This window comes from Cryobacterium psychrophilum (assembly GCF_004365915.1).
Classification (GTDB): Bacteria; Actinomycetota; Actinomycetes; order Actinomycetales; family Microbacteriaceae; genus Cryobacterium; species Cryobacterium psychrophilum.
Genome location: NZ_SODI01000001.1, coordinates 89,702 through 101,771, shown reverse-complemented (window position 1 = coordinate 101,771; position 12,070 = coordinate 89,702). Strand labels below are relative to the sequence as shown.

Below are 12,070 nucleotides of genomic sequence, written 5' to 3'. Positions count from 1 at the left end.
TGCCGAGTTATGCGCACGTGCCAACATCCCCACAGTTCCGGGGATTTCGGGCAGTACTAGGACCCATGTCAAGTCCCGGGACAACCGTGCCGGCATTTCGCCGGAACTCCCAAGACCAGAACGGGTCCTGTTATTAATTATTGCACGGTTTGTCTGGACGGCAAGCCAAGGTGTCGACTACTCTCTCCCTTTACGCCGCTTCCATGCTCTGGATAGTGCAACCCACACCGGGGCCACTTCTATTCCTTCATCGCGCGACAGCTGGCTTCTCGTGCGCGACCGCGCTCGAAGAAGGAAGACGACTCCGATACCGACGACCAGGTACTGCACCGCAAACGCCACCTTGAAGGAGTCGAGCGAGTACAGATCGCTCGGGGCTCCCCCGGCCACGCGCCACCTGTCCTGCAGGTCGAGCAGCACACCGATCAGAAACATGGTCGTGAAGCTTGCCGTGAAGCCGCCGACATTGACGACGCCGTTGGCCGAACCCAGGTTTCGCTGCGGGTTGAATGTGCGGGCGAAGTCAAATCCGATGAGCGACCCGGGGCCACCGACTCCGAGCACAATCAGGAGTCCGACAACGACCGCGACGGGCGGCGTGCCGGGCCACAGGATCACGACGGCCCAGGCAATGCCGATCGCCGTCACGATTCCGAGCACGATGTTGCTGCGACGCAAGGGATGCCGCGCGGTCAGGACGCCCAGCACCGGCCCGAATACCAATCCGGCACCGACCAGGATCGTGAGCATCGCCGCCGCTCGTGCTGGGTCGTAGCCGAGCCCGTAGACCATGAAGGGAAAACCCCACAGCAGGGTGAAAATATTCCCGGACGACTGGGTCACGTAGTGGGACCAGAACCCCAGTTGGGTCCCTGGTCGCCTGAAGCTGTGCCGCAGTTGCACGAGCGCTTCCCTCCAGCCGTTTGCCCGGGGGTGTTCCTGGGCGCCGACCGGTCGATCCCGCACGAACACGAGCAGCACGATCAGCGCAAGAACGGCTACGGAAGCTGCGGACACGAAGGCGGGTGTCCAGCCCCAAATGTGCAGCAGCCAGGCGAGCGGAACCGCTGAGAGCACCTGGCCCAATTGCCCGATGTTTCCCATCCATTGGGACAGGAGCGGAACTCTGCGGCCGGAGAACCACAAACTGATCAAACGAATCATCGAGATGAAGATCGTCGCGTCGCCCGCACCGACAAGAATTCGCCCGATGACGGCGATCGTGATGTTGGGGGCAAAGGCGAGCGTGAGCTGGCCGGCAGCCATGAGCGCGGTTCCGCCCACCATGAGCACACGGGGACCAAAGCGGTCGACCATGACACCGACGGGGATCTGGGCCGAGGCGTAGACGATCAGCTGAACGACCGCGAGACTCGAGAGCACGGCGGCCGAACCGCCGAATCGTTCCGCCGCTGACACCCCCGCAATACCGAGTGACGTGCGTTGCAGGACCGCGGAAAGGTACGCGAACGAGCCGATGTAAAAGACTAACCAGGATCGACGGGAGTTCACTTGCCCAATCTACCTGCGGCTCGTTGCCCGGGACGAACCGGGCTCCCCGGCGATCAGTTCAGCGGACCGTCGTCCTTGCTGCGCCGGATCGCCAGGAAATTTTCCAGCTCGGCGGCAATTTCGTCGGCCGTCGGCAGTTCGCCCTCCTCGTCCGTCAGGGGGGAACGTAGGGGGTTCCCCTCCATGTACGCGTCGTAACGCTCTTCAAGGGTGCCAACCAGCTTACCGAGTTCCGGGTTATCGCGCACCTGGTCGTCGATGCGCGCCACGAATTCACGATCGGTCTCCCGCAGCCGATCGGTCGGAAAAATCAGTCCCGTCGCGGCGCTCGTGCTCTCCAGAGCGGCGAGGGCCGCCGACGGGAATTCCGTGTCCGAGAGGTAATGCGGAATGAGCAGCACGTACCCCACGGTTGAGGCTCCTATTTCTTGCAGGCGGAATTCCACCAGGTGCAAAACGTTGGCCGCAACCTGGGTGTGCGGACGCCACACGGACATGCTGCCAATGAGATCAGAGCGATTGCCGCTGACGGTCACCCCGATTCGACGTGTGTGCGGGACCGGCATGGGAATCGCATGGACCCAGGTCGTAGACGTCACCGAGAAACGCTGAGCGAGTTGCAGGACTGCCGCGGTGAATTGTTCCCATCGGAAGTCCGGCTCAAATCCGGCCAGCAGCAGGAAGGGCTGGCCGATTTCGTCGTGGGAGAGATACAACCGCAGCGCCGGCGGCTGGTAGTCGGTGAGGTGATCTTTGTCGAAGTAGATGATTGGCCGACGAGCGCGGTAGTCGAGCAGCTCGTCGGGATCGAATTCCGCAATCACGGTGTGTTCGAGCGTGCCCAAGAGATACTCGTTGAATTGCGACACGGCTCCACCAGCGTCGGCGAAGCCGGTCAGCCCCGCCACGAGGTTCAAACCATCGGGTACGCCCTCGGCGTCGGCGGTCAGCTTGTACAGTTCAGAAGGATCCCGCATGTGTTAACTCTATTCCGCCCCTTGCCGCAACGACTCGATTCCGGTTCGGATATGTGGTGCCTAGAGCGAACAGTTCAACGGGACGTACGATCGGTTCATGACAGTTCCCCGCCTTTTCGTGTCCAGCCAGCCCGCTCTTGACTCAGATTCCGACATAGTCGTCGTAGCCGCCGTGCAGACCGATGGCACTCCCACCTTGCTCGCTGATCCCTCCCTCGAGTTCATTTCCGAGCAGCTGGCGGCACTGGCCGTGACAGGCGCCCCCGACGAGGTCGTGCGCGTAGCGGCCCTCGTCGGAACGATGCGCAGCATCGCGATCGTGGGACTCGGGCGGAAGGTCACGGCGGATTCGCTGCGCCATGCGGCCGGGTCAGCCGTGCGACAGCTCACTGGCGTGAACACGCTCGCCTTCGCGATCCCCGTGCAGACCGCCCTTGAAGTTGAAGCTGTCCTCGAGGGAGCTGCTCTCGGCGGCTATTCGTACACGGATTATCGACACAGCTCGCTCGCCGCCACGAAGTTGCCGGCGCTTCGACTGACGGTGCACACCGAGGTTGAGGCGCCGAGCGCGGTCAGCCGTGCGGAGGCGATCGGCGAAGCGATCAGCCTGGTCAAGGATCTCGTCAATATGCCCCCGCTTGACCTCTATCCGGCCTCGCTCGCCGCACAGGCCGTTGACGCCGTGGCTGGACTGCCCATCGACGTGACGGTATGGGACGAAGAGCAGCTCGTCGCCGAGGGCTTCGGAGGCATCGCCGGGGTCGGTCAAGGATCAACCAGGCCTCCCCGCCTCGTCAAGCTCAGCTACGCGCCGGAGTCCGCCACGAAGCACCTCGCCCTCGTGGGTAAGGGAATCACGTTTGACACCGGCGGACTCTCCCTCAAGCCGCCAGCATCCATGGTCGGCATGAAATACGACATGACAGGCGCGGCCACCGTTCTCGCTGTTGCAGCCACCGCGGCCCGACTCAACCTGCCTGTGCGTATCACCGCCTGGATGTGCATCGCCGAAAACATGCCATCGGGATCGGCGATCCGCCCCAACGACGTACTGCGCATGCGGGGCGGCCGCACGGTGGAAGTGTTGAACACGGATGCCGAGGGTCGCCTCGTGCTCGCCGACGGCATCGTCGCGGCGGGCGAGGAAGCGCCCGATGCGATCGTGGACGTGGCGACCTTGACCGGCGCGGCCGTCGTCGCCCTCGGGAACCGCTACTACGCCGCAATGGGCGATAATGACCTCGTCGCCCAGCTGCTGAGCGCCAGCAAGAGCGTTGGCGAGCCGGCCTGGCCGATGCCGTTCCCCGCAGAACTGCGCGCCACGCTCAACTCCGACGTCGCAGACATCTCCAATGCCAAGATTGGGAGCACCGCCGGGGGCATGCTCCTGGCCGGCGTTTTCCTCAAGGAATTCGTGGCGCCGAACATTCCGTGGGCCCATGTGGACATCGCCGGACCGGCACAGAACTCAGGCAGCCCCTGGGGATTCACCGGCGTCGGACCCACCGGAGTGTCCGTTCGAGCCTTGATTCGACTGGCCGAGGATTTTTCGCGCCCGTAGTACAGTCATAGGGGCAAGAAAAGCTTGCCGTTGTTGCCTACTGGCCCGCTCATGCGTGCTGGCAGCTGCAGGGTGTCGTGCGCGAGGGAGTAGTTGAGTGTCCGAACAAAACTTTGACATTGTTGTTCTTGGTGGCGGAAGCGGTGGGTATGCAGCAGCACTGCGTGCCGTGCAGCTGGGATTCACCGTTGGTCTGATCGAGAAGAACAAGCTCGGCGGCACCTGCCTTCACGTTGGCTGCATCCCCACGAAGGCTCTCCTGCACTCGGCGGAGGTCGCCGACGTCAGCCGTGAGGGCGCCAAGTACGGGGTCAAGTCCACGTTCGACGGAATTGACATCGCGGCCGTCACGGCGTTCCGCGAAGGAATCGTCGCGAGCAAGTACAAGGGACTCCAGGGCCTCATCAAGGCTCGCGGCATCACGTTCATCCAGGGTGAGGGCCGTCTGGTCTCCCCCACGACCGTTCAGGTCGGTGATGACATGATCGTGGGCAAGAACATCATTCTGGCGACGGGTTCTTACTCTCGCTCGCTTCCCGGTCTCGAAATCGGCGGCCGCGTCATCACGAGCGAGCAGGCCCTCGAGCTCGACTACGTCCCCAAGAAGGTCGCTGTGCTCGGTGGCGGCGTCATCGGCGTCGAATTCGCGAGCGTGTGGAAGTCCTTCGGATCCGACGTCACCATCATTGAGGCACTCCCGCACCTCGCCCCGATGGAGGAAGAATCCATCTCCAAGCAGCTGGAGCGCGCATTCCGCAAGCGTGGCATCGAGCATTCCCTCGGCGTGCGCTTCCAGAGCGTCACGCAGAACGATTCGGGCGTTGTCGTCACCCTCGAAAACGGCACGACGATTGAAGCGGACATCCTGCTCGTGGCCGTGGGCCGCGGCGCTGCAACCGCCGGTCTCGGCTTCGAAGAGGTCGGCGTCACCGTCGACCGTGGTTTCGTCATCACTGACGAGCGTCTGGCAACCAACATTCCCGGCGTTTACGCCGTGGGTGACATCGTCCCCGGCCTCCAGCTCGCGCACCGTGGTTTCCAGCACGGAATCTTCGTTGCGGAAGAGATCGCCGGATTGAACCCGATCATCGTGGAAGACATCAATATCCCCAAGGTCACCTACTGCGACCCGGAGATTGCCTCCGTTGGCTACTCAGAGGCCAAGGCCGCGGAGAAGTTCGGCAAGGACGATATCGCCACCTACGAGTACAACCTCGGTGGCAACGGAAAGAGTTCTATCCTCGGCACCAGCGGTTCGGTCAAGATTGTCCGGGTCAAGGACGGTCCCGTCGTTGGTGTGCACATGATCGGCGCTCGCGTCGGTGAACTCATCGGTGAAGGCCAGCTCATTGTCAACTGGGAAGCGTACCCCGAGGACATTGCTCCTCTGCTGCACGCGCACCCCACTCAGAACGAGGCACTCGGAGAGGCCTTCCTGGCTCTCGCCGGCAAGCCTCTGCACGCCATGTAGCCGGCATCCCGGCTGCTACACAGAAACTCAGTATCTTATGAATAATCAAATGGTTTTGAAGGAGACATGCGCATGAGCGAATCCGTCAGCCTCCCAGCACTCGGTGAGAGTGTTACAGAGGGAACGGTCACCCGCTGGCTCAAGAACGTGGGCGACCGCGTGGAGGTCGACGAGCCACTGCTCGAGGTATCGACCGACAAAGTGGACACGGAAATTCCGTCGCCCATTGCCGGCGTGATCGAAGAAATTCTGGTTCAGGAAGACGAGACCGTCGAGGTGGGCACCCCGCTCGTCAGAATTGGTGACGGATCCGCACCGGCTGCCGAAGCGGCACCTGAGCCTGCTGCGGCCGAGCCCGTCGCGGCCGAGCCCGTCGCGGCCGAGCCCGTCGCGGCCGAGCCCGTCGCGGCCGAGCCCGCTGCGGCCGAGCCCGTCGCGGCCGAGCCCGCTGCGGCCGAGCCCGTCGCGGCCGAACCCGTCGCGGCCGAGCCCGCTGCGGCCGAACCTGCTGCGGCCGAACCTGCTGCGGCCGAGCCTGCTGCGGTACCGGCAGCCGAGGCGCCGGCAGCAGCACCTGCTGCCGTCTCACCTCCCGCACCGGTACCGGCAGCTGCACCTGGTGCTGCACCGGCAGCGGCTCCCGCAGCGGTGGCGCCACCCGTGGCAGCGCCCACGGCTCGTGGCTCCCACGCCGGGACCAGCGGCTACGTCACCCCGATCGTACGCAAGCTCGCGAACGAGGCTGGCGTGGACCTGTCCACGATCAGCGGCACCGGAGTCGGCGGGCGCATCCGCAAGCAGGACATCGCCGCGGCCTCCTCTGCCGTTGCTCCTGCCTCGGCCGCTCCCGTTGTCGAGGTCTCGCCGCTACGCGGAACCACGCAGCCGATGTCTCGACTTCGCAAGGTCATTGCCGAGCGCGCCGTCATTTCGATGCAGACATCCGCTCAGCTCACGACCGTGATTGAGGTGGACGTGACTCGCGTCGCCATGCTTCGCGACCGTGTCAAGGCTGACTTCCATGCCAAGACGGGCAACAAGCTGTCTTTCCTGCCCTTCTTCGCATTGGCGTCAGCCGAGGCTCTCAAGGCCGTGCCGATCGTCAACGCGACGATCGAGGGCGACACGATCGTGTACCCGGCGCAGGAAAACATGAGCATTGCCGTGGACACGGAACGTGGACTGTTGACACCCGTCGTGCGCAACGCGGGGGATCTGGATCTGGCCGGCTTCGCCGCTCAGATTGCAGACCTCGCCACACGCACCCGTGACAACAAGCTCAAGCCCGACGAGCTGTCCGGCGGAACATTCACGTTGACCAACACCGGTTCTCGTGGCGCCCTCTTCGACACGCCCGTCGTATTCATGCCGCAGAGCGCCATCCTCGGCACGGGAATTGTGTACAAGAAACCGCTCGTTGTCACCAACGACGGTCTCGACTCGATTGCAATCCGGTCGAGTGTGTACCTCGCGCTCTCCTACGACCACCGCATCATCGACGGTGCGAATGCGGCGCTCTTCCTCACCACGATGAAGGCCCGTCTCGAAGCCGGCGCGTTCGAGGGCAACCTCGGCATTTGAGGGTTTAGCACTGCTTAGTACGTAAGTATCTCGCGTAACCGCCAACCGGCCTCGCCCTTGACTACAAGGACCGAGGCCGGTTTGCTGTTTAACGCTCCCGTCGAATCACCCCCTGTCGGATCAGAACCTGACGCCGTAAGCGCGACGAGAGCCACATTTCCCGTGCGCTCCACCAGAGAAGCCGCCAGAGACGTGTAGTCCGGTTCCCTCACAGCCGCGCCTCCCTCCTGGCGCATACGCACCGCGTAGCTGTCCGCGGCCAAGGCGGTAGACCCAGACTGATCGACCGCATCGAGACAGATAATGGAAGCCTGGGCCAAGCATTCCGCCCGGGCGTCCAGGAGCCCTGATACGGCGAGCACCGGATCGTCCCCGGTAAGCGCAACGGGGTTCTCACTCTCCGGACCAGCCCTCGGCGCCGGGCTTCCGGGCGCCGCGGGTGTGTCCGAGGCAAGTGACGGCGATGAAGAGGCAGCCGCGGTCTGACCGTTGCTCTGGCTATCGCTCTGGCTATCGCTCAGACCGGCGCTCAGAGGCTCCTGGCCGCGACTGGGCTCGCCACCAGGCGGAAGCAGGCTCAACGCAAGCACGACTGCCGACGCGCCAACGAGCACGGCGACCAGCACCGGCCGCCGCCGCAATCGAACCGCGGAACCCACGCGTGCCCGAAGTCGCTCACCTGGATGACTCTCAAGCAGCTGCCAGGCCGAGCCGCTCAACGTTTGGCCGAGCGCCAGTGCATCCGCCGGGAACCCGAGGGACGTTCCTCGTCCGGGAGGAACTGTGACTTCCCCGGGTCGGTCACTGGACGGGGCACCGCGGTGTGTCACGTGGTCACGCCGTTTCGTGGCGCGCGGGCGCGCAGACGCGTTTTCACGATGACGCCCCGTGCGCTGGGTCACGGGGTATTCCCCGATGGCCTCGGGATCGCGCCTCAGCGTGATCGGCACTGTTTGAGTGCCCCCGAATTCGGGAGCGCCGAGCAGAACGGGCGCCGCTGGCGCCCATTCAAAGAGCTGACGTTCGAGCTCGGGCAGGCAGGGGCGAAAGGGCGTACGCGAGATGAGGCTCTCAAACCTGTCCACGAGCAGCGCGGCCTCGCGTGTCGCGCCGTTGGACGCGGCAGCGGCATCCAGATGAGCAAACACGTCCCGGAGGAGGCTCACGACCCGCGAGTAGTCCTCACGGAGCGCCCGAAGTCGCATGGTGGGAGCGTCGGGCAGTTCACGCAACGAACTCAGTCCGGCGAGCAACGGGCGCCCTGAGGGGTGCAGCAGGATCGCCGCCGGACCAATGGCGTCGTGTCCGAGGCCCGACTCATGCAGGCCAGCCACCGCAACAATCACCGGTGCGAGAAGCGTTACGGCTTCGCCGGCCGAGATGGTGCCGCGGTCCAGGAGAATCCGGCCGAGGGTACGGCCTTCGAGGCGCTCTTGAACCAAGCAGACCCGCTCGTCCGGCAGCGACGCCACATCGATGAGTCTGACCAAACGGTTGTCCGGGGCAGAGCAGAGCACCCGAATCTCGCGTTCAATGGATTCGGTATCCGCTTCCGGCCTGAATACCTTGAGCGCCACCGGCGCCATCCCCGGCGTCGCTGAATACCCGAGGTAGACATCGGAATGTTCTCCCGAAGCGAGTCGGCGAACGACGCGGTATCCCGCGAGGTCGGATGTGTTTCGCACCGACTCCGGGACGGGCGGGGCCTGTACCAGGGGCGTCCGGGTCACGGCGCGAGCAGGGATCATACGGCCACCGCGCCCAGGAGCTCTCATCACAGCAGGTCCTCTCTCGGTCGTCTTGCGGTCCCAACACCAGACTCCCCCGCCGGGCGCTTCTCCGCACGCGCGTCCGTACGCCGGGTGCGTAATACACGCAACGACACGCTGTGGAGGGACGGCCCCGCTGCGCCGGACAGCGACACGCTGGGCTAGACTTCCCGTATGCTCGACTTTGTCGTCGCGGGGCTAAGCGCCAACTCCGTGCCGTATGTTGAGGGCCTTGAGCTCCAACGCGCAGTCCACCGTTCCGTTGCTTCCGGAGAGAAGACGGACACCGTCCTGCTCCTTGAGCACCCCGCCGTGTATACCGCGGGCAAACGTACGTTGCCCGAAGAACGGCCGGTGGACGATACGCCGGTCATCGATGTCGATCGCGGCGGCAAAATCACCTGGCATGGCCCCGGCCAACTCGTCGGCTACCCGATTCTCAAGCTCGCGGAACCGATCGATGTCGTCGGCTATGTGCGTCAGCTCGAACAGATCCTGATCGGCGTTCTCACTGACTTCGGAATCACCGGAGTGCGCGTTGACGGTCGCTCCGGGGTCTGGGTCGGGCCCGCCGGCCGGGAAGAAAAGATCGCGGCCATCGGCATCCGCGTCTCCAACGGGGTGACCATGCACGGTTTCGCCCTGAACTGCAGCAATTCCCTCGAACCCTTCACACACATCATTGCGTGCGGCATCAAGGATGCCGGCGTCACGACCATGTCACTGGCGCTCGGCCGCGCCATCGAACCGAGAGACGTTATCGCCTCCGTCACCGCCAATTTCCTCCAGTCCGGCCTGCAATATTCCGGTCTCCCCAACACCGTGAAGGTATCAGCATGAGTGCCGCACCCGAGGGACGCAAACTCCTGCGACTCGAAATTCGTAACGCCGAGACCCCCATTGAGCGCAAGCCCGAGTGGATCAAGACGGTGGCCAAGATGGGCCCCGAGTATCGCAAATTGCAGAAGCTCGTCAAGAGTGAAGGCCTGCACACGGTCTGCCAGGAGGCCGGCTGTCCGAACATTTTCGAGTGCTGGGAAGACCGCGAAGCCACCTTCCTCATTGGTGGTTCGCAGTGCACGCGCCGGTGCGACTTCTGCCAGATCGATACCGGCAAGCCAGCCGACTACGACACCGACGAACCGCGTCGCGTCGGCGAATCGGTCGTGTCGATGAACCTCCGCTACGCCACGGTCACCGGGGTCGCACGCGACGACCTCGCCGACGAGGGCGCCTGGCTCTACGCCGAAACCATCAGGCAGATTCACCAGCAGAGTCCCGGCACCGGCGTGGAGATCCTCGTGCCCGACTTCTCCGGAAATCCGGAACATCTCGGCCAGGTCTTCGACGCCAAACCCGAGGTCTTCGCACACAACGTCGAAACCGTCCCGCGCATTTTCAAGCGCGTACGGCCGGCGTTCCGCTACGACCGTTCCCTCGATGTCCTCACCCAGGGCCGCGCAGCCGGAATGATCACGAAATCCAACCTCATTCTCGGCATGGGCGAGGAACGTGCCGAGGTCACCCAGGCGCTGCAGGACCTGCACGACGCCGGCACCGACATCATCACCATCACCCAGTACCTGCGACCGAGCGCCCGGCACCTGCCGGTGGCTCGCTGGGTGCGACCCGAGGAATTCGTGGAACTGCGGGAAGAAGCCGAGGCCATCGGCTTTATCGGCGTGCTCTCCGGCCCCCTCGTGCGATCCTCCTACCGCGCGGGACGACTGTGGGCCACGTCGATGCAGGCGACCGGTCGTGAGGTCCCCGAAGAACTCCGCGCGCTCGCGGATGCCTCGCTCGGTTTCGCCCAAGCCGTTTAACCCCAAAATCGGTCACGAAACATTCGGGTGACTGGGTAGTCTTGGTTCATGGCACGCAGCAAGGACAAGACTCCAAAACCCCCCAAGAAGCCCGGCCGCATCAAGCAAATGTGGCAGGTGTTCCAGATGACTCGGCGTTACGACTCCAATATCGTCTGGATCATGATTCTGGGCTTCCTGGTTCCGGTTCTCATCAGTGTCGCTCTGGCCCTGATCCTGTCACCCGGTAGCGTACTCACGATCATTCTCTGGGCCGTCTCGGGCGTGCTCGCGGGCGTGCTGATCATGCTCATCATTCTGGGTCGTCGCGCAGAGAAGGCGGCGTACTCCCAGATCGAGGGCCAGCCGGGCGCCGTCGGCGCCGTGCTCCGCAGCTCGCTCAAACGTGGCTGGGTCGGGAGCGAAATGCCCGTCGCGGTCAACGGCAAGACGCAGGACGCCGTGTACCGCGCCGTGGGACGAGGCGGGGTCGTGCTCATCAGCGAGGGTCCCAAGACTCGAACTCAGCGGATGCTCGACGACGAACGTCGCCGCGTTGCAAAGATCGGTGGCAGTGTCACCGTCACCGTCATCGCGGTCGGCCCCGACGCCGATGCCGTACCGCTGCACAAGCTCGCCCGTCGCCTGACCCGCATCAAGCCGACGCTCACCAAGGCCGAAGTCCTCGCGGTAAACAACCGGTTGTCGTCGATGACCACGAAGCTCCCCATCCCCAAGGGCGTCGATCCCATGAAGGCCAGGCCTCAGCGCGGTTAGATCCTCGCCGTGAAGAAAGGAACGGGCACCTGATTGCATCAGGTGCCCGTTCCTTTTCTCGTTGTCGCCAGCTCCGTCCGCTACGCCCGGATCAATACCGTTCCGGCGAGCTTGTCGTGGAAACCCCGTTGGTCAGAGTCCCAGACGAGGGCAGGAAGCACGATACCGAGAAGAACAGCGCGCACGATTCCGCGCCACGGACCGATCCACCCACCCTGCGCCGGTACCACGCGCAAACCCACGAGGCGATGCCCGATGCTGCCGCCGATGGTGGGAACAAAGATCACGTGCAACAGAACGAAGATCACGGAATTGGCCACGGCGTCGTATTGGAAGAAGACCATCGACACCCCCACGGCGAGGGACCAATCGATGGCAACACCCGCAATTCTCCTGCCTGGGCGAGCGATCGAGCCCCGACCGGTACGAGGGAGCCCGAGGCGTTCACCGGGCCAAACGCTCGGGGCTGGGGGTCCGTTGGGGCTGGAACGTGAGTCAGAATCGGGCACCTGATGAGTCTATCGAGCGTGCTCGCCTGTAACATGTGTGAAACATAAGCGTCACCCTCAGGTAATGCCGCGACGCTAATCTCAAGGGAGCCGCAGTGTGCAGCACACTGC

10 protein-coding genes are annotated in these 12,070 nt (G+C 64.0%); 6 read left to right on the top strand and 4 right to left on the bottom strand.

Going from position 1 to position 12,070, the window contains the following annotated elements; all coding sequences use genetic code 11:
- Positions 1-177: 177 nt before the first annotated feature.
- On the bottom strand, positions 178-1,512 hold the full coding sequence (locus EDD25_RS00490) for an MFS transporter (protein ID WP_134171536.1): 1,335 nt from the start codon (positions 1,510-1,512) through the stop codon (positions 178-180).
- 53 nt (positions 1,513-1,565) lie between these two features.
- Entirely contained in the window at positions 1,566-2,489 is a 924-nt protein-coding gene (locus EDD25_RS00485) for a proteasome assembly chaperone family protein (protein ID WP_134171535.1), read from the bottom strand.
- Positions 2,490-2,586: 97 nt separating this feature from the next.
- Between EDD25_RS00485 and EDD25_RS00480 the strand changes: the two genes are divergently transcribed.
- The 3 genes from EDD25_RS00480 (at position 2,587) to EDD25_RS00470 (ending at position 7,102) form a co-directional block, all read left to right on the top strand.
- The gene (locus EDD25_RS00480) at positions 2,587-4,050 is read left to right on the top strand and encodes a leucyl aminopeptidase (protein WP_134171534.1); all 1,464 of its coding nucleotides are present in this window, start codon (positions 2,587-2,589) and stop codon (positions 4,048-4,050) included.
- A gap of 97 nt (positions 4,051-4,147) precedes the next feature.
- Entirely contained in the window at positions 4,148-5,521 is a 1,374-nt protein-coding gene (gene lpdA, locus EDD25_RS00475) for a dihydrolipoyl dehydrogenase (protein WP_134171533.1), read from the top strand.
- 72 nt (positions 5,522-5,593) lie between these two features.
- On the top strand, positions 5,594-7,102 hold the full coding sequence (locus EDD25_RS00470; RefSeq protein ID WP_134171532.1) for a 2-oxo acid dehydrogenase subunit E2: 1,509 nt from the start codon (positions 5,594-5,596) through the stop codon (positions 7,100-7,102).
- Between the two features lie 14 nt (positions 7,103-7,116).
- Here EDD25_RS00470 and EDD25_RS00465 read toward each other — a convergent pair whose 3' ends face one another.
- Complete coding sequence (locus tag EDD25_RS00465; RefSeq protein ID WP_166671151.1) at positions 7,117-8,832, bottom strand: protein kinase domain-containing protein; 1,716 nt, start codon at positions 8,830-8,832, stop codon at positions 7,117-7,119.
- A gap of 213 nt (positions 8,833-9,045) precedes the next feature.
- Between EDD25_RS00465 and lipB the strand changes: the two genes are divergently transcribed.
- From lipB to EDD25_RS00450, 3 genes are read left to right on the top strand one after another with little or no spacing between them, the layout of a single operon-like run.
- Complete coding sequence (gene lipB / locus EDD25_RS00460; protein WP_134171530.1) at positions 9,046-9,711, top strand: lipoyl(octanoyl) transferase LipB; 666 nt, start codon at positions 9,046-9,048, stop codon at positions 9,709-9,711.
- On the top strand, positions 9,708-10,694 hold the full coding sequence (gene lipA / locus EDD25_RS00455) for a lipoyl synthase (RefSeq protein ID WP_134171529.1): 987 nt from the start codon (positions 9,708-9,710) through the stop codon (positions 10,692-10,694). Before lipB ends, lipA begins: the two co-directional genes overlap by 4 nt.
- A gap of 48 nt (positions 10,695-10,742) precedes the next feature.
- Positions 10,743-11,450 carry a DUF4191 domain-containing protein gene (locus tag EDD25_RS00450; RefSeq protein ID WP_134171528.1) on the top strand — a complete coding sequence of 236 codons (708 nt, stop codon included), beginning with the start codon at positions 10,743-10,745 and terminating at the stop codon, positions 11,448-11,450.
- A gap of 80 nt (positions 11,451-11,530) precedes the next feature.
- Here EDD25_RS00450 and EDD25_RS00445 read toward each other — a convergent pair whose 3' ends face one another.
- On the bottom strand, positions 11,531-11,959 hold the full coding sequence (locus EDD25_RS00445) for an RDD family protein (RefSeq protein WP_134171527.1): 429 nt from the start codon (positions 11,957-11,959) through the stop codon (positions 11,531-11,533).
- Between the last annotated feature and the right edge of the window lie 111 nt (positions 11,960-12,070).

Bases quoted from the DNA above. Each gene is read 5' to 3' on its own strand.
- lipA (WP_134171529.1), top strand. From the start codon at position 9,708: ATGAGTGCCGCACCCGAGGGACGCAAACTCCTGCGACTCGAAATTCGT.
- EDD25_RS00470 (WP_134171532.1), top strand. From the start codon at position 5,594: ATGAGCGAATCCGTCAGCCTCCCAGCACTCGGTGAGAGTGTTACAGAG.
- EDD25_RS00450 (WP_134171528.1), top strand. From the start codon at position 10,743: ATGGCACGCAGCAAGGACAAGACTCCAAAACCCCCCAAGAAGCCCGGC.
- EDD25_RS00485 (WP_134171535.1), bottom strand. From the start codon at position 2,489: ATGCGGGATCCTTCTGAACTGTACAAGCTGACCGCCGACGCCGAGGGC.
- lipB (WP_134171530.1), top strand. From the start codon at position 9,046: ATGCTCGACTTTGTCGTCGCGGGGCTAAGCGCCAACTCCGTGCCGTAT.
- EDD25_RS00480 (WP_134171534.1), top strand. From the start codon at position 2,587: ATGACAGTTCCCCGCCTTTTCGTGTCCAGCCAGCCCGCTCTTGACTCA.